This is a genomic window from Kitasatospora sp. NPDC036934, from assembly GCF_055608425.1.
Genome location: NZ_JBVJQR010000002.1, coordinates 190,117 through 206,696, shown reverse-complemented (window position 1 = coordinate 206,696; position 16,580 = coordinate 190,117). Strand labels below are relative to the sequence as shown.

17 protein-coding genes and 2 tRNA genes are annotated in these 16,580 nt (G+C 71.9%); 7 read left to right on the top strand and 12 right to left on the bottom strand.

Going from position 1 to position 16,580, the window contains the following annotated elements:
* The first annotated feature begins 59 nt into the window (after window positions 1–59).
* Window positions 60–959, top strand: coding sequence for a phosphoribosylaminoimidazolesuccinocarboxamide synthase (locus ACZ7BZ_RS03705; RefSeq protein ID WP_470356948.1), 900 nt, complete (start codon window positions 60–62; stop codon window positions 957–959).
* Between the two features lie 28 nt (window positions 960–987).
* On the opposite strand, the gene ACZ7BZ_RS03700 is transcribed toward ACZ7BZ_RS03705, so the two are convergent.
* The 7 genes from ACZ7BZ_RS03700 to ACZ7BZ_RS03670 all read right to left on the bottom strand — a co-directional run bounded on the left by ACZ7BZ_RS03700 (window position 988) and on the right by ACZ7BZ_RS03670 (window position 5,590).
* Window positions 988–1,611, bottom strand: a complete 624-nt coding sequence (locus ACZ7BZ_RS03700; RefSeq protein WP_380454211.1) for a response regulator — start codon at window positions 1,609–1,611, stop codon at window positions 988–990.
* Between the two features lie 11 nt (window positions 1,612–1,622).
* Entirely contained in the window at window positions 1,623–2,855 is a 1,233-nt protein-coding gene (locus ACZ7BZ_RS03695; RefSeq protein ID WP_470356947.1) for a sensor histidine kinase, read from the bottom strand.
* Window positions 2,856–2,950: 95 nt separating this feature from the next.
* Window positions 2,951–3,778 carry an ABC transporter permease gene (locus ACZ7BZ_RS03690; protein ID WP_470356946.1) on the bottom strand — a complete coding sequence of 276 codons (828 nt, stop codon included), beginning with the start codon at window positions 3,776–3,778 and terminating at the stop codon, window positions 2,951–2,953.
* Window positions 3,775–4,782, bottom strand: a complete 1,008-nt coding sequence (locus ACZ7BZ_RS03685) for an ABC transporter ATP-binding protein (protein WP_470356945.1) — start codon at window positions 4,780–4,782, stop codon at window positions 3,775–3,777. The genes ACZ7BZ_RS03690 and ACZ7BZ_RS03685 overlap by 4 nt, the downstream gene beginning before the upstream one ends.
* A gap of 159 nt (window positions 4,783–4,941) precedes the next feature.
* A tRNA-Gly gene (locus ACZ7BZ_RS03680) sits at window positions 4,942–5,017 on the bottom strand.
* A gap of 40 nt (window positions 5,018–5,057) precedes the next feature.
* Window positions 5,058–5,130: transfer RNA gene (locus ACZ7BZ_RS03675), tRNA-Gly, on the bottom strand.
* Window positions 5,131–5,272: 142 nt separating this feature from the next.
* Entirely contained in the window at window positions 5,273–5,590 is a 318-nt protein-coding gene (locus ACZ7BZ_RS03670) for a histone-like nucleoid-structuring protein Lsr2 (RefSeq protein WP_030056585.1), read from the bottom strand.
* A 469-nt stretch (window positions 5,591–6,059) separates the two neighbouring features.
* On the opposite strand from ACZ7BZ_RS03670, the gene purS reads away from it, so the two are divergent.
* The 4 genes from purS (at window position 6,060) to ACZ7BZ_RS03650 (ending at window position 10,121) form a co-directional block, all read left to right on the top strand.
* Window positions 6,060–6,314: a phosphoribosylformylglycinamidine synthase subunit PurS gene (purS, locus tag ACZ7BZ_RS03665; protein WP_030278336.1), complete on the top strand. Its 255-nt coding sequence runs from the start codon at window positions 6,060–6,062 to the stop codon at window positions 6,312–6,314.
* Window positions 6,311–6,988 carry a phosphoribosylformylglycinamidine synthase subunit PurQ gene (gene purQ / locus ACZ7BZ_RS03660; protein WP_465739813.1) on the top strand — a complete coding sequence of 226 codons (678 nt, stop codon included), beginning with the start codon at window positions 6,311–6,313 and terminating at the stop codon, window positions 6,986–6,988. The genes purS and purQ overlap by 4 nt, the downstream gene beginning before the upstream one ends.
* On the top strand, window positions 6,988–9,243 hold the full coding sequence (gene purL, locus ACZ7BZ_RS03655; protein ID WP_470356944.1) for a phosphoribosylformylglycinamidine synthase subunit PurL: 2,256 nt from the start codon (window positions 6,988–6,990) through the stop codon (window positions 9,241–9,243). The genes purQ and purL overlap by 1 nt, the downstream gene beginning before the upstream one ends.
* Window positions 9,244–9,308: 65 nt before the next feature.
* Entirely contained in the window at window positions 9,309–10,121 is an 813-nt protein-coding gene (locus tag ACZ7BZ_RS03650; RefSeq protein WP_470356943.1) for a maleylpyruvate isomerase family mycothiol-dependent enzyme, read from the top strand.
* A gap of 7 nt (window positions 10,122–10,128) precedes the next feature.
* Here the strand turns inward: ACZ7BZ_RS03650 and ACZ7BZ_RS03645 are convergent, their stop codons facing one another.
* Entirely contained in the window at window positions 10,129–10,836 is a 708-nt protein-coding gene (locus ACZ7BZ_RS03645; protein ID WP_470356942.1) for a hypothetical protein, read from the bottom strand.
* Window positions 10,837–10,943: 107 nt separating this feature from the next.
* Entirely contained in the window at window positions 10,944–11,723 is a 780-nt protein-coding gene (locus ACZ7BZ_RS03640; RefSeq protein ID WP_470356941.1) for a DUF3152 domain-containing protein, read from the bottom strand.
* 257 nt (window positions 11,724–11,980) lie between these two features.
* Here ACZ7BZ_RS03640 and ACZ7BZ_RS03635 point away from each other — a divergent pair, with 257 nt between their 5' ends.
* Window positions 11,981–12,412 carry a DUF3151 domain-containing protein gene (locus ACZ7BZ_RS03635; protein WP_380454229.1) on the top strand — a complete coding sequence of 144 codons (432 nt, stop codon included), beginning with the start codon at window positions 11,981–11,983 and terminating at the stop codon, window positions 12,410–12,412.
* A gap of 112 nt (window positions 12,413–12,524) precedes the next feature.
* Here ACZ7BZ_RS03635 and fbaA read toward each other — a convergent pair whose 3' ends face one another.
* Complete coding sequence (gene fbaA, locus ACZ7BZ_RS03630; protein ID WP_188307415.1) at window positions 12,525–13,547, bottom strand: class II fructose-bisphosphate aldolase; 1,023 nt, start codon at window positions 13,545–13,547, stop codon at window positions 12,525–12,527.
* A 341-nt stretch (window positions 13,548–13,888) separates the two neighbouring features.
* Between fbaA and ACZ7BZ_RS03625 the strand changes: the two genes are divergently transcribed.
* A complete protein-coding gene (locus tag ACZ7BZ_RS03625) occupies window positions 13,889–14,608 on the top strand; it encodes a DedA family protein (RefSeq protein ID WP_380454231.1) in 720 nt (239 codons plus the stop codon).
* 157 nt (window positions 14,609–14,765) lie between these two features.
* On the opposite strand, the gene pyrE is transcribed toward ACZ7BZ_RS03625, so the two are convergent.
* Window positions 14,766–15,302, bottom strand: coding sequence for an orotate phosphoribosyltransferase (gene pyrE / locus ACZ7BZ_RS03620; protein ID WP_470356940.1), 537 nt, complete (start codon window positions 15,300–15,302; stop codon window positions 14,766–14,768).
* 68 nt (window positions 15,303–15,370) lie between these two features.
* Window positions 15,371–16,426 carry an SRPBCC family protein gene (locus tag ACZ7BZ_RS03615; protein WP_470356939.1) on the bottom strand — a complete coding sequence of 352 codons (1,056 nt, stop codon included), beginning with the start codon at window positions 16,424–16,426 and terminating at the stop codon, window positions 15,371–15,373.
* Between the last annotated feature and the right edge of the window lie 154 nt (window positions 16,427–16,580).

The following is a 16,580-nucleotide window of genomic DNA, read 5'->3' as shown; positions in this document are numbered from 1 at the left end:
AGTGACCTCCCCTTTCGCGGTGCCCCACGCCCGTGAACGACCCCTGAGGACTGAACACCTTGAGCGGATTTGTCACCAAGCCCGAGCCGGTGCTGGTACCCGGCCTGGTCCACCTGCACACCGGCAAGGTGCGCGACCTGTACCGCACCGAAGCGGGCGAGCTGGTGATGGTGGCCAGCGACCGGACGTCCGCCCACGACTGGGTGCTGCCGAACGAGATCCCGGACAAGGGCCGCGTCCTCACCCAGCTCTCGCTGTGGTGGTTCGAGCGGATCGCCGACATCGTCCCCAACCACGTGATCTCCACCGAGGTCCCGGCCGGCGCCCCCGCCGACTGGAAGGGCCGCACGCTGATCTGCAAGAGCCTGGAGATGATCCCGGTCGAGGCGGTCGCCCGCGGCTACCTGGCCGGCTCCGGCCTGACCGAGTACGAGCAGAGCCGCACGGTCTGCGGCATCGCCCTGCCGGAGGGCCTGGAGAACAGCTCCGAGCTGCCCGCCCCGATCTACACCCCGGCCCTCAAGGCCGAGGTCGGCGAGCACGACGAGAACGTCCCGTACGAGGAGACCGCCCGCCGGATCGGCGCCGAGCTGGCCAACCAGGTCCGCCGCACCACCCTGGACGTCTACGCCCGGGCCCGGGACATCGCCCGTGACCGCGGCATCATCCTGGCCGACACCAAGTTCGAGTTCGGCCTGCTGGACGGCGAGCTGATCATCGGCGACGAGGTGCTCACCCCGGACTCCTCCCGCTACTGGCCGGCCGACGACTACCGGCCGGGCCGCTCGCAGGCGTCCTTCGACAAGCAGCTGATCCGTGACTGGCTGGTCTCCCCGGCCTCCGGCTGGGACCGCTACAGCGAGCAGCCGCCGCCGGAGCTGCCGGCCGAGGTGGTCGAGCGGACCCGCGCCAAGTACATCGAGGTGTATGAGCGGCTGACCGGCACCAGCTGGGTCTGAGCCGCCCGGACGGCCCGCGGGTACGGCGTCAGATCCAGCCGTGCTCGCGGGCGATCCGCACCGCCGCGTGCCGGTTCTCCGCACCCAGCTTGGTGGCGGCCGAGGACAGGTAGTTGCGCACGGTGCCCTGGGACAGCGCGGCCCGCTCGGCGATCTCCGCGATCGGGGTGCCGTCCGCGGCCAGCTCCAGGACGTCCGTCTCGCGCGGGGTCAGCGGGGTCTCCCCGGCGCTGATCGCGTCCGCCGCCAGCTCCGGGTCCACGTACCGGCCGCCGGAGCGCACGGTGCGGATGATGCCGGCCAGGTCGGCCGCGGAGACGGTCTTCGGCAGGAAGCCGCGCACCCCGACCTCCAGCGCCCGCTTCAGGTAGCCGGGCCGGCCGTGGCCGGTGACGATCATGCAGCGGCAGTCCGGCAGCAGCCGGCGCAGCTCGGTGGCCACCTCGATGCCGTCCTTGCCGGGCATCTGCAGGTCCAGCACCGCGATGTCCGGCCGGTGCGACTGGGCCATCGCCAACGCCTCCGGGCCGGAGCCGGCCTGGGCGACCACCTCGATGTCGTCCTCCAGCGAGAGCAGCGCGGCCAGTGCGCCGCGGATCAGGTGCTCGTCGTCGGCGAGCAGGACGCGGACGGGGGCGGTGTTCTCGGTCATCGGGGCCTCTCTCAGCCTGGCAGCGGGACGGTGGCGAGCATCCGGAAGGTACCGGGCGCGGCGGTCGGGACGCTCAGTTCGCCGTCGTGGGCGGCCAGCCGCTCGCGCAGGCCGCGCAGTCCGGTGCCGCCGCCCTGGGAGGGCAGCGGCACGGCGGGCACCCCGTCGTTCTCCAGCTCCAGCACCGCTTGGCCGTCCCGCTGCCGCAGCCGGATCAGGCAGTGGGCTGCCTCGCTGTGCCTCAGCACGTTGGTGGTGGCCTCGCGGATCACCCAGCCGAGCACCGACTGCACGGGGTGCGGCAGCCGGTCGAGGTCCTCGCCGAGGTCGATCTCGCAGCTGACGTCGGCGGCGCGCAGTACGGCGCGGGCGCCGATCGCCTCGGCGTGCAGGTCCGCGGTGCGGTAGCCGCGGATGACGTCCCGGACCTCGCGCTGCGACTCCTGGGCGATCTTCTGCACCTCGGCCATCTGCTCGGCGGCCTCCGGGCGTCCTCGCCGGGCGAGCTGGACGGCGAGTTCGCTCTTCAGCGCGATGGTGGTGAGGTTGCGGCCCATCACGTCGTGCAGGTCGCGGGAGAACCGCAGGCGCTCCTCGGCTACGGCCAGCCGGGACTGCGCCTCGCGGGCGACGTCCAGCTCCCAGACGATGGCGGTGAGCCAGGCGAAGCTGCGGCAGGTGCCGACCAGGAGGAGGGCGCCGAAGACCGAACCGCAGACCCATCCGCAGGTGGTGGCGAAGCCGATTCCGGTCAGCAGCATTGCCGGGGCGATCGTGAACGGCAGAGCGATTCCGACGAGCGAGGCCCACCGCGACCGCAGGCCCACCCCCGTGGGGCCTGCGGTCGCTCCGACCAGGGCGGCGGCGATCACCGCGGTGAACGGCGGGCCGGGGTGGGTCGACAGCCCGTCGGAGGCCGGGCCGAGCAGCAGGACGATCCAGGAACCGGCCACGCTCAGAGCGCCGTTGACGATCAGCCACCGCCGGTACGTGCTGGGCCGTCCCAGGTAGTGGTCGAGCGAGGTCCGGTACGCCCGGAGGGTGACCAGCACGGAGGCCAGCGACAGGACCAGGCCGACCTGGGCGGTGGACGTGGCCCCCTGGATCCGCACGGCGGAGGCGCTGGCCAGCAGGTTCAGCGGCAGCATGAACCAGGCCATCAGGTAGAGCGACCAGCGGAAGTACAGCTCGGCGCGCTGCGGCTTGCCGTAGCCCCGCCAGCGTCGGATCGGCCCCCGGACCATCGAAGTGCTCCCCGTCTGATCACGATCGTGTCGCTGCCTTCATATCAGAGGTGGAACAGGGGGCCGATCATCTGGTTTCCCTCTCCCGCCCCAGGTCAGCGGCGCGGTTCCCAGCGGAAGTAGCGGACCGCGCCCCAGACCGCCAGGCCGAACCAGACCGTGCCGGTGACCAGGTGCGGTGCGGCGGCGCTCCAGCTGCCGAGGAAGTCGGTCGGGGAGGCCGAGCCGTCGGTGCCGAACCAGCCGACCCGGATCAGCTGGAAGGCCGGGGTGGTCGGCAGCAGGCGGCAGACGTCGGCCAGCTGCGAGGGCATGACCTCCAGCGGGACGAACAGGCCGGAGCCGAACTGCATGACCAGCATGACCGGCAGGGTGGTGATGCCCGCGCTCTCCACGGTCTTGGTGAAGGCGCTGGACAGCGCGGCCAGCGCGATCATGGTGGCCAGGGTGAGCACCAGGCCGGCCAGCATCAGCAGCGGGTTGACCGGCGCCGTCAGGTGCAGGCCGAGGCTGCCGCCGACCCCGATCAGGGCGGCCATCAGCAGGCCGAGGAGGAGCGAGGGGACGGCGGTGCCGAGCAGGATCTCCAGGTCCCCGGCCTCGCCGGTGCGCAGCCGCTTGAGCACCAGCTCACCGCGCCGCCCGACGTACGCGGCGGTCAGGTTGTAGTAGACGACGAAGGCCAGGATCATCCCGACCGAGCCGTAGACCAGCATCGAGTCGACGTCCAGCCCGGGGGTGTTCTCGGCCTGCTTCTTGAGCATTCCGCGCAGGGTGCCGATCAGCACGACCGGCATCACCACGGCGGTGAACAGCGCGGTGCGGTTGCGCAGCAGCAGGGTGGCCTCGGCGCGGCCGAGGGCGAACAGTCGGCCGGCGGTGGTGCTCGGGGCACCCGTGGCGGTGGCGGTGGCGGTGGTCATCGGGCGGATCCGATCAGGCGGCGGCGGGCGGGACGGGCGGCGGCGGGGACCTGCGGCGGGGCCTGGTGGGCGGCCTCGGAGGCGATGGCGAGGAAAGCCTCCTCCAGGGTGGCGCTGCGGGCGTCCAGGGCGCCGAGGGCGATCCCGTGGTGCCGGGCCCAGCCGAGCAGGTCGGTGAGGGTGTCCTGGAGGCCGGTGCTCTGCACGGTGACCTTGCGGCCGTCGACGGTGACCTCGGCCCCGGGCAGGACGGGCAGCGCGCTGCCGGTGAACTCGGGGAGCTCGAAGGTGATCCGGGAGGGCCGGCCGGCGATCACCTCGGCGACGGTGCCGGTGGTGACGACCCGGCCGCCGTGCATGATGGCCAGCCGGTCGGCGAGCTCCTCCGCCTCCTCCAGGTAGTGGGTGGTGAGCAGCACCGTGGTGCCCTGGGCGCGCAGTTCGCGCACCAGCCGCCAGACGGCGGCGCGCGCCTCCGGGTCGAGTCCGGTGCTGGGCTCGTCCAGGAACAGCACCTCGGGGCGGCCGAGCAGGGCCATCGCGAGGTCGAGTCGGCGCCGTTCGCCGCCGGACAGCTGCTTGACCCGGACGTCGGCGCGGTGGCCGAGGCCGACCAGTTCCAGGGCCTCCGCGACCGGGCGGGCGCCGCTGGTCATCCCGGCCCAGGTGCGGCCGGTCTCGGAGGCGGTGAGCTCGCCGGGGAAGCCGCCCTCCTGGAGCATGATGCCGATCCGCGGTCGGACGGCGGTGCGCTCCTTGAAGGGGTCACGGCCGAGCACCCGGACGGTGCCGCCGCCGGGCGCGGCCAGACCCTCGATGACCTCCATGGTGGAGGTCTTGCCGGCGCCGTTGGTGCCGAGCAGGGCGAACAGCTCGCCGCGGCCGACGGTCAGGTCGACGCCGCGGACGGCGTGGTACTCGGTGGCGCCGGTGCCGTAGCGACGGTGCAGGTCGGTGACCTCGATCACGCTGTCGCCGGGGTGGGCGGGCTGGCTCTTCTCCATGCCCCGAGCCTTCCGCGGGCCCGGCCGCGCGGGCAGTGCGCGCCGTCATGAATCGGCGGTGCGGATCCACGGGTCGGCGATGACAAATGTCATGGGGAGAGCGGGGAAGGAAGTGCGGGAATACGTCGAAGGCCCCCTCGATCGAGGGGGCCTTCGTGCTGGAGCGGACGACGAGATTCGAACTCGCGACCCTCACCTTGGCAAGGTGATGCTCTACCAACTGAGCCACGTCCGCAGGGTCAAACTATTGAGTTGTGCTGTGCTCGCGCACTGCGAGCGGACGACGAGATTCGAACTCGCGACCCTCACCTTGGCAAGGTGATGCTCTACCAACTGAGCCACGTCCGCATGGTGCCTGGTGGGGCACCCGCCGCCTCTTCGGATCTCTCCGTTGCGGCGACGAGGATTACTCTACAGCATCGTTCGGGGTGGTCGCCCCACCCTTTCGGTCCAGGCGGGCAGGGCGACCGGGGGCGGTGCCCCGACGGGATCAGTTCGCCTCGGCGAACGCCTCGTACACGTGCTTGGGGATGCGGCCGCGGGCCGGCAGTTCCATCCCGCGCGACAGGGCCCAGGCGCGCACGGCGGCCGGGTCCGGGGTGAGCGCGGTGCGGCGGAAGGACTTTCCGGTGCGGCTCTGGCGACGGCCGGCCGCAACGAACGGAGCGAGGGCCTCCCGCAGCTTTTCCGCGTTGTCCACGGACAGGTCGATCTCGTACGACTTCCCGTCGACGCCGAAGTGGACGGTTTCTGCGGCGGCGCCGCCGTCCAGGTCGTCGGAGAGCGTGACAACTACACGCTGAGCCATGGGTGTCAATCCTCTCGGGCAATTCGGCCGCCGGTTCGCGGAGTGCGACGGGTGGCCTGATGTGCACCAACTCGCGCAAGCGCATACGGGCAGGCCTGGTGGCCCGCCGGATACGCAGCACTTGCCGCGACAGGTGGCCCTATTCTGCACCCGAAGGGGGTCGAAATCGAAGAGTTCGACATTCTTTTCCGGATATTCACGAGTCTTCGCGGGACTGCGGGATACCGGAGTGCGGGACGGGCGGATCTGTCCCCAAGTGCCGTATTCGGGTGTTCTTCGCGCGTCGTGGTTCGGGCCCGCGAATCACCGGAAACGGGCCGGGTCTTGCGGGGGGTGGGGGTGCTGGATCCCTTGTGCCGTAAGGGTCCTGGGTCTACGCGCGTCACCCGCCCCGGCCAGCAATCCTGCCCCGAACGGCCGGTAGTCTGGAGTTCCCCCCGCCTCACCGAAGACACCACCGGGAGTGCCAGTGGCACGCGTCGTAGTCGACGTCATGCTCAAGCCGGAGATCCTCGACCCCCAGGGACAGGCGGTGCAGCGAGCACTGCCCCGTCTCGGATTCACCGGGATCGCCGACGTCCGCCAGGGCAAGCGTTTCGAGCTGGAGCTGGAGGGCCCGGTCGACGACGCCGCGCTCGCCCGTATCCGCGAAGCCGCCGAGACCTTTCTCGCCAACACCGTGATCGAGGACTTCACCGTCCGGGTCGAGGAGGCGGCGAAGTGACCACCCGCGTAGGCGTCGTCACTTTCCCCGGATCCCTCGACGACCGCGACGCCCAGCGCGCGGTCCGCCTGGCCGGCGCGGAGCCGGTCGCCCTCTGGCACCGTGACAAGGATCTCCACCAGGTCGACGCCGTCGTCCTGCCCGGTGGATTCAGTTACGGCGACTATCTGCGCTGCGGCGCGATCTCCCGCTTCTCGCCGGTGATGGACACCGTCATCGAGCAGGCCAGGCTCGGAATGCCCGTGCTGGGTATCTGCAACGGCTTCCAGGTGCTGTGCGAATCGCACCTGCTGCCCGGCGCGCTCACCCGGAACGACTCGCTGCACTTCATCTGCCGCGACCAGAAGCTGCGCATCGAGAACGCGGAGACCGCCTGGACCCGGGATTACGCGGCGGGCCAGGAAATCGTCGTCCCGCTGAAGAACGGCGAGGGCCGCTTCGTCGCCGACGCGCACGTCCTGGACGAACTCGAGGCCGAGGGCCGGGTCGTGGCCCGGTACCTCGACGTCAACCCGAACGGTTCGTACCGCGACATCGCCGGCATCACCAACGCCGCCGGCAATGTCGTCGGCCTGATGCCGCACCCGGAGCACGCCGTGGAGCCGCTCACCGGTCCGAGCACCGAGGGCCTGGGCTTCTTCACTTCCGTCCTGAAGCAGCTGGTGAACGCCTGATGAGCCTCGACACCGTCAAGAACGCCGAGCAGACCCCGGACGCCGCCCAGCCGTGGGCCGAACTCGGCCTGAAGCAGGACGAGTACGCGCGCATCCGGGAGATTCTCGGCCGCCGCCCGACCGGCGCCGAACTCGCGATGTACTCGGTCATGTGGTCCGAGCACTGTTCGTACAAGAGCAGCAAGGTCCACCTGAAGCAGTTCGGCGAGAAGAAGCCGGATTCGGACGCGATGCTCGTCGGCATCGGCGAGAACGCCGGTGTGGTCGACGTCGGCCAGGGCTACGCGGTCACCTTCAAGGTCGAGTCGCACAACCACCCCTCGTACATCGAGCCCTACCAGGGCGCGGCCACCGGCATCGGCGGCATCGTGCGCGACATCCTGGCGATGGGCGCCCGCCCGGTCGCCGTGATGGACCCGCTGCGCTTCGGTGCGGCCGACCACCCGGACACCCGGCGCGTGCTGCCCGGGATCGTCGCGGGCATCGGCGGCTACGGCAACTGCCTGGGCCTGCCGAACATCGGCGGCGAGGTCGTCTTCGACTCCTGCTACCAGGGCAACCCGCTGGTCAACGCCCTGTGCGTGGGTGTCATGAAGCACGAGGACATCCACCTCGCGCAGGCCTCCGGGGCCGGCAACAAGGTCATCCTGTACGGCGCCCGCACCGGCGGCGACGGCATCGGCGGCGTCTCGGTGCTGGCCTCCGAGACCTTCGACGACACCAAGCCGGCCAAGCGCCCGGCCGTCCAGGTCGGCGACCCGTTCCAGGAGAAGCTCCTGATCGAGTGCACCCTGGAGATCTTCCGGGAGAAGCTCGTCAAGGGCATCCAGGACCTCGGCGGCGCCGGCCTGTCCTGCGCCACCAGCGAGCTGGCCTCGGCCGGCTCCGGCGGCATGCGGATCGATCTCGACACCGTGCACCTGCGCGACCACACGCTCTCGCCGGAGGAGATCCTCATGAGCGAGTCGCAGGAGCGCATGTGCGCGATCGTCGAGCCCGACAAGGTCGCCCGCTTCCTGGAGATCTGCGAGAAGTGGGACGTCATCGCCAACGTCATCGGTGAGGTGACCGACGGCGAGCGCCTGGAGATCTTCTGGCACGGCGAGCTCGTGGTGGACGTGCCCCCGCGCACCGTCGCCCACGAGGGCCCGACCTACCAGCGCCCCTACGCTCGCCCGAGCTGGCAGGACGCGCTGCAGGCCGACGCCCCCACCGCCGAGCGGCTGGCCCGCCCGACCACCGGCGAGGGCCTCAAGGCCGATCTGCTGAAGGTCGCGAGCCACCCGAACCAGGCCTCCAAGTCCTGGATCACCGACCAGTACGACCGCTACGTGCTCGGCAACACCGTGCTCTCGCACGGCGAGGACTCGGGCATGATCCGGATCGACGACGAGACCAACCTCGGCGTCTCGGTCGCCACCGACGGCAACGGCCGCTACACCAAGCTGGACCCGTACACCGGCGCCCAGCTGGCGCTGGCCGAGTCCTACCGCAACGTCGCGGCCGGCGGCGCCAAGCCGCTCGCCGTCTCCGACTGCCTCAACTTCGGCTCCCCCGAGGACCCGGACGTCATGTGGCAGTTCGCCGAGGCGACCCGCGGCCTGGCCGACGCCTGCCTGGTGCTCGGCACCCCGGTCACCGGTGGCAACGTCTCGCTGTACAACCAGACCGGCGACGTCGCCATCCACCCGACCCCGGTGGTCGCGGTGCTCGGCGTCATCGACGACGTCACCCGGCGCACCCCGGTCGCCTTCGCCGAGGAGGGGCAGCTGCTCTACCTGCTCGGCGACACCGCGGACGAACTCGGCGGCTCGGCCTGGTCGCAGGTCGTCCACGACCACCTCGGCGGCCTGCCGCCCAAGGTGGACCTGGAGCGCGAGCGGCTGCTCGGCGACATCCTGATCGCCGCCTCGCGCGACGGCATGATCGACGCCGCGCACGACCTCTCCGACGGCGGTCTCGGCCAGGCGCTCGTGGAGAGCTGCCTCAAGGGCGGCCACGGCGCCCGGATCGTCGTGCCCGAGGGCACCGACCCGTTCGTCCTGCTGTTCTCGGAGTCGGCCGGCCGCGCCGTCGTGGCGGTGCCGCGCAGCGAGGAGCTCCGCTTCAACGACATGTGCACCGCGCGTGGCCTGTCGGCCACCCGGATCGGTGTCGTGGACGGCGACAGCATCGACGTCCAGGGGCAGTTCAGCGTCACGCTGGCCGAGCTGAAGGACGCCCACACCGGCGTCATCGAGGCCCTGCTGGCCTGATCGGCTGTTCCGAGGGGCGGGCGGTTCGTTCTGAACCGTCCGCCCCTCGGCGTATGTTGGGCCCCATGCCTGTCAAGTCCCGTACCTACCAACCGCAGAAGGTCCGCGCCGCGCTGGCCGCCCAGACCGGGGCGTTGCGTGCCGCCGTGGCGGGCCTCGCCGACGGGCAGTTGGACCTGCCGACCAGGCTGGGGGACTGGCGGGTGCGGGAGTTGCTCGCGCACCTGGCCGTCCAGCTGGAGTACCTCCCCGCGCACCTGGACGACCCGCTCCAGGGGCGCCCGCCGCTCGACCTGACGGGCTGGGTGGCGGCGGTCGGCACGGTGGCGCCGCTGCTGGACGAGCAGGCCCGGGAGCGGGCCGGGGCGGAGTTCGACGGGGACGCGGCCGCGGTCGCGGAGGCCTTCGGGCGGGCCGCCGACGCCCTGACCGGACTGCTCGCGCGGCCCGAAGCCGCCGACCCGGCGCGGCGGTTCGAGATCCGGCTGGGCTCGATGACGCTCGCCGACCTGCTGGTCACCCGGCTGGTCGAGACCGTGGTGCACGCCGACGACCTGGCCGAGGCCCTCGGCCTGGCCGCCTTCCCGCACGACCGCCAGGCCCTGGCCGCCGTCACCCGGCTGCTGGCCGACGCGCTGGCCGCCCGGGCGCCCGGCGGGGCGGTCGAGCTGCGGATCCCGCCGTACGCCGTCGTCCAGGCCGTCGAGGGCCCCCGGCACACCCGCGGAACCCCGTCCAACGTGGTCGAGACCGACCCGCTGACCTGGATCCGGCTCGCCACCGGCCGGGTACCGTGGGCGGCCGCGGTGGCGGACCACGAGGTGTCCGCCTCCGGCGAGCGCAGCGACCTGGGGGAGTACCTGCCGGTCCTTGGCTAGGACATGGTCAGCGCAGCTGCCCGGCCAGGTTCTCGGCGGTCTTGCGCAGGGGTTCGCCGGCCAGGGCAGGGTTCCGGTCGTCCTGGGCGGTGGTGTTCTGGTCGAGCATCAGCACCAGGTCGCCGTCGCCGTGCAGCGCGATCCGGGCGACGGCGGCCGTTCCCTGGCCCGGCGTGATCCTGGTCTGCCCGACGGAGGGGCGGTCGGTGGAGAACTGGGTGAGCTGATCCACGCTGAGCAGTCCGGCGCGCTGGATCGCGGGGAGCATCATGCTGACGCCGTAGTCGTTCTTCGGCACGGCCAGCAGTTCGAGGTCGACGGTGGACGGGCCGACCGTGTACGAGCAGGTGATCTGGGCGTTCGGTGGCGTGGCCGGCATCTCGGTCATGGTCGGCGGGTGGCTGACCGCCGACGGCCAGGGCTGGGCGGGCACGCCGTCGCCGGTGTTGCCGGTGACGGAACGCCCGTCCGTCACGGCGGGGGCGACGGTGCCGCTGATCCCGGCGGCGGCCGTCGCCTTCGCGAGGTCGAGGCCGAACGGGCAGCTGGTGGACTTGTTCTTCACCAGGTCCAGGGCGGTCGACCGGACCCGGTCGTAGGACAGTGGCCCGCCGCCCGGTCCGGTGCCGGACGAGGACGAGCAGGCGGCGGCGCCCAGGGCGATCCCGGCGGCGGCGAACACGGCGGTGAGCTTTCGGCGTTGGGCAGCGGTCATGACCGCAGGGTAGGCGCTGGTTGTGCCGGGGGATCGCCGAAGAGGTCTCAACTCCGTTCCGGTCCGTACCCCCTGGGGTCCGTCCGGCACGGTCCGCCGGACGGCCCCTAGGGGACGGCCGGGCCGCTCAGGTAGGTGCCCTCGGCCGAGTACGGCCAGGCGTTCGGCGCGCAGCCCTTGAGGCCGTAGATCTGCTGCATCATCGCGGGCGCGGGCTTGCCGGGGCCGGGGCAGGTCTCGTGCCCGTGGCCGATCCGGTGGCCGACCTCGTGGTTGATGATCAGCGCCCGGTAGTCGTCCAGCGGGCCGCTGAACTGGGGCGAACCGGTGTTCCAGCGCTTGGAGTTGACGAGCACCTGGTTGCCGACGTTGCAGTTGACCTCGCCGTGGGTGTCCAGGCCGGAGGCGCCGCAGATCTTGTCCACGGTGACCGGGGAGGCGATCTTCACGGTGAAGTCGTACGAGCCGCCGGCGACCAGCTGGAAGCCGTTCTTGCGGTCGTTGGTCCAGCCGCGGCGATCGCCGAGGATGCCGTGGATCTGGGCGGCGGCGGATGCGGCGTCGATGCCGATGCCGTCCTCGACCTCCACCCGGTAGCGGCGCACGGTGCCGCGGCCGACCGCCTTGGCGCTGGCGGGGGCGATGCTGAAGGTGCCCGAGCCCTTGGTGGGGCCGGGGTCCGGCGCGGTGGGCGTCGGGGTCGGCGTCGGGGTCGCCGTGGGCGCGCTGGTGGGTGTCGCCACCGCCGACGCGGTGCCGGGCGACTGTTCGGCGGGCGGGGCGACCCGGGCCTGGGTGGTGGCGGGGGTCGGAGTGTCCGTGGAGCCGTTCAGCGCGAAGGCCGCGACGCCCAGCAGGACGACGGAGGCGATCATTGCCGCGAGCATGCCAGGGCCGATCCTGCGGCGTGACCGGCGGCGTCTGTTGCGAGCGTTCTTGGGTGGAGTGGCTCGCCTGCGGGCGGATCTGGCTGCGGGCACGAGCCACACCCTGGCATGGCGAACGGGTGAATGTCCATATACCCGGTATGCAACCTCCCGGGCGAGCCGGGCGTTGCGCGGACCCCGGCCCCGTACCGGTCGAGCGGGCGCCCGATCACGGCCGGGCGGTTGACCCCAGGGCCCCGGATGGCAGACTGCACTCCATGGCGATTCACAAGAATCTTCTCGACGGCCCCGAACCGACCCTTCTGCCGGAGGACGAGCAGCCCTACCGGATGCTGGCGGAGGAGTCGGCCTCACCGACCCAGGTGGTCGCCGAATTCCCGGCCTTCTGCCTCGGCTGGGCCATGCTCGCCGACGACGCCTACGTGGCCGGCCGCCACGTCGAGTCCTACGCCTACGCCCGCACCGGCTACCACCGCGGCCTGGACGCGCTGCGCCGCGCCGGCTGGAAGGGCCACGGCCCGGTGCCGTGGGACCACCGCGGCAACCGCGGCTTCCTGCGCTGCCTGGCGGCGCTCGCCCGGGCGGCCGGCGCGATCAAGGAGACCGAGGAGGAGGCCCGCTGCTGGCAGTTCCTGAAGGACAGCAGCGCGGAGGCGTACACCGAGCTCAAGCAGTCGTCCGAGCTGTAGGGACCCGGACACGACCGTGCCCCCGGTGGATCATCCACCGGGGGCACGGTCGGTTCAGGCGCTGGTGACCTCAGGCGCCGTCACGTCAGACGCCCGTCACGTCAGACGCTTGTCACTTCAGGCGCTTGCCGGCCGAGCGCAGCTGCTCGGCGGCCTCGAACACGCGGGCGGCCATGCCGGCCTCGGCCAGCTTGCCCCAGGTGCGCGGGTCGTAGGTGTTCTTCTTGCCGACCTCGCCGTCGACCTTCAGCACGCCGTCGTAGTTGGCGAACATGTGGCCGGCCACCGGGCGGGTGAAGGCGTACTGGGTGTCGGTGTCCAGGTTCATCTTCACGACGCCGTTCTCCAGCGCGGTGGCGATCTCCTCGGCGGTGGAGCCCGAGCCGCCGTGGAAGACGAAGTCGAACGGGTCGGTCTTGCCGTACTGCTTGCCGATCGCGTCCTGCAGCTCGCGCAGCAGCTCCGGCTTCAGCACGACGTTGCCCGGCTTGTACACGCCGTGCACGTTGCCGAACGAGGCGGCCAGCAGGTAGCGGCCCTTCTCGCCCAGGCCCAGCGCCTCGGCGGTGCGCACGGCGTCGTTGACGGTGGTGTACAGCTCGTCGTTGATCTCGTGGGTGACGCCGTCCTCCTCGCCGCCGGTCGGGGTGATCTCGACCTCGAGGATGATCTTCGCGGCGGCGGCCTGGGCCAGCAGCTCCTGGGCGATCGCCAGGTTGTCGGCGAGGGTCTCGGCCGAGCCGTCCCACATGTGCGACTGGAACAGCGGGTTCTCGCCCTTGGCCACGCGCTCGGCGGACACCGCCAGCAGCGGGCGGACGTAGCCGTCCAGCTTGTCCTTCGGGCAGTGGTCGGTGTGCAGCGCGACGGTGATGTCGTACTTGGCGGCGACGATGTGGGCGAACTCGGCGAGCGCGACCGCGCCGGTCACCATGTCCTTGTTGTGCTGGCCGCCCAGGAACTCCGCGCCACCGGTCGAGATCTGGATGATCCCGTCGCTCTCGGCCTCGGCGAAACCACGCAGCGCGGCGTGCAGGGTCTGCGACGAGGTGACGTTGATGGCCGGGTAGGCGAACTTGCCCGCCTTGGCCCGGTCCAGCATCTCGTTGTAGACCTCGGGAGTTGCGATGGGCATGCGATCCGCTCCTGTCGGGTTGCGGCGTACGGACGGTGCTGTCCGACGCTGTGTACGCCTTCGTGACGACTCCGTGCCGGCCCGCCGACGCGCGGCGCTGCGGTGTGGCTCTCCGGCACCAAGGTTCGAGGCGACCTCCGCGGTAGGGCCCTGAGGGTGGTGGGCCGCCGCGGACCGGACGCCTGGGCCATCTTCCCAGACTCGTGCCCGCAGGTCAGCAGGAGCCCGCCTGTCGGGACGTCGCAGGGGACGGCTCGGCCGGAACCCGTCGGCCCGCCCGGACCGGGCCCGCGGGGCTTGGCCGGAAGTCGCCGGAAAGGTACGCCCGCTATCCTGCGCCCGTGGACTACAACCAGCTGGCCGTCAATCTGCTCGACGCCAAATCCCTGATCTCGTCCCTCGGCGCCATCGGGCTGATCGCGATCATCTTCGCGGAGACCGGCCTGCTGGTCGGCTTCTTCTTCCCGGGCGACTCGCTGTTGATCCTGGCGGGCGTCGCCGCCTCGAACGCGGCCTCCTCGGTGCTCGGCGACGGCGCGAAGCTGCCGATCGCGGTGCTGCTCGTCGGCTGCCCGATCGCGGCGGTCGCCGGAGCCCAGCTCGGGCACCTGATCGGGGCCAAGGTCGGACCGAGGATGTTCGACAAGCCCGACTCGAAGATCTTCCGCCGCGAGTACGTGGTGAAGGCGGAGGAGTACTTCAACAAGTTCGGCTCGGGCAAGGCCGTGGTACTGGCCCGCTTCATGCCGATCATCCGGACCTTCCTGAACCCGGTGGCCGGCACCCTGGAGATGCCCGCCCGGACCTTCTTCGTCTGGAACGTCATCGGCGGCGTGCTGTGGACCGAGTCCATGCTGCTGATCGGCTACTTCTTCGGCGACGCCCTCGCCCCGGTGATCGACAAGTACCTGATCCCGGCGGTGCTGCTGATCGTGCTGCTGTCGATCTCGCCGATCCTGGTCGAGGTCATGCGGGAGCGCCGGAAGAAGAAGGCCGGCCTGGTCGAGACCCCTGCCGCCGACGTGGCGCAGAGCGGCAGCGGGCGGCACCGGCGCGGCTGAGACCCCTGCTGCGGCCTCGACGGCCTTCGCAGCGTTCACGGTCTGCGCAGCGTCGACGGCCTCCACGGCGTTCACGACAGAGGGCCGGGCCCCGTTCCACGTGGTTTCACGTGAAACAGGGCCCGGCCCTTCGTGCTGTCCGGAGTCTCCGTACAGGTCAGAGGCCCAGGTCGTCCAGGGTGTACGCGGTCACGTACGCCAGGCCCTGCTCCTCGACGGCGGCCGCGCCACCGCGCTCGACGATCACCGCGACGCCGACCACCTCGGCGCCCGCCTCGCGCAGCGCCTCGACGGCGGTCAGCACCGAGCCGCCGGTGGTGGAGGTGTCCTCGACCGCCAGCACCCGGCGGCCCTTCACCTCGGGGCCCTCGATCCGACGCTGCAGGCCGTGCGCCTTGCCCGCCTTGCGGACCACGAAGGCGTCCAGCTTCCGTCCGCGCGCGGCGGCAGCGTGCAGCATCGAGGCGGCCACCGGGTCGGCACCCAGGGTCAGACCGCCGACGGCGTCGTACTCCAGGTGCGAGGTCGCGTCCAGCATCACCCGGCCGACCAGCGGGGCGGCCTCGCCGTCCAGCGTGATCCGGCGCAGGTCGACGTAGTAGTCGGCCTCCTTGCCGGAGGAGAGGGTGACCTTGCCGTGCACGACGGCCTTGTCCTTGATCTGTGCCAGCAGGGCGTCGCGGTCGTTGCTCATGAGCGTTCAGTCTAGGGCCTGAACGCTCGGGGGGTGCTCGCGACGAGGTCCTGTCGGCCGGACAGGGCCTAGCGTCGTCGCAGTGCCCTGACCAGCACCACGGCGCCGCCCAGCAGGGCCACCGAGCCGCCGATCACCCACGGCACCGCGCTGCGGCCACCCGCACCCGGCACCACGATGCCGCCGACCTCGCCGCCCCAGCGGGACGCCGCTCGGGCCCGCGCGCTGCGGGCCGGCAGCGCCGGGGCGTAGCGGCCCCGCGGCGGGGCGTGGTCCACCTCCTCGGCCGAACGGCCGACGATGCTGCGGCGGACCGGGCCGCTGAGCTCGGGCTCGTCCTCGTAGGCGAAGAGCGGCTCGACCGGGAGCTCCTCGGCCACCCCGTCCTGGGGGCCGCCGTCGCCGGCGTCCGCCTCGTCGTGCTCGTCGACGTCGTCCGCGTCGTCCTCGTCGTCGGCGGCCGAGCCGGTGGGGAGGCCGAAGCGCTCGGCGTCGGCGTCGGAGAAGGCGATCAGGTCCGAGAGGTCGTCGTCCAGGTCGTCGCCGGGCTGGTCCTGGCGGTCCTCGATGAAGACGATCTCGGCGTCCGTGTCGGTGTCGGTGTCGTTGTCGGTGTCGGCCGCGTCCCCGGCCTCGTCCGTCGTCCCGTCGGCGGGCTCCTCGTCGCCCTCGACCGGGGCGTCCGGGGAGGTGAGCGCGGCGGCGAAGCGCTCCAGCAGGCGGCGACCGGTGGCGTCGAGGGTCTCGGCGTCGAACTCGGTCAGCCGGCCGGTGGCGCTCAGGTCGCCGGTGAAGCGGATCGTCGCGGTGCCGTCCTCGGCGCCCTCCGCGACGCTGACCCGCACGGTGGCGGTCGCCTCGCCGTCGCCCCGGGCCTCCTGCCCCTCGGCGAGTACGGTCAGCACGCCGCCCCGGCCTTCGATCAGCGACAGCACACCCTTGTAGGTGATCGTGGAGCCGCCGATCCGCAGCTTCAGCCGCCCGCCGATCTCCTCCGCAAGCCCGGCCCCGACCGCGGCCGGCTCGGTGCTCAGCCCCGGCACACTCCGCGCCAGCAGCGCGGGATCCTGCAGGGCCTGCCGCACCAGCTCTGCGGACATCGGGACGACAACCTCATGCTCCATGCCACGGAGCCTACCGACTGCACCCGGCCCGGTCCCTACCCACCACCGCCCGACTTTCCCCACCCCACCAGCGCCCTCCACACCCCTGCGCCCCACGCCACCCACCCCGAACCCCGCCGGGGGTGTCCACCCGCCGCACCGGCCTCCCTCCGCT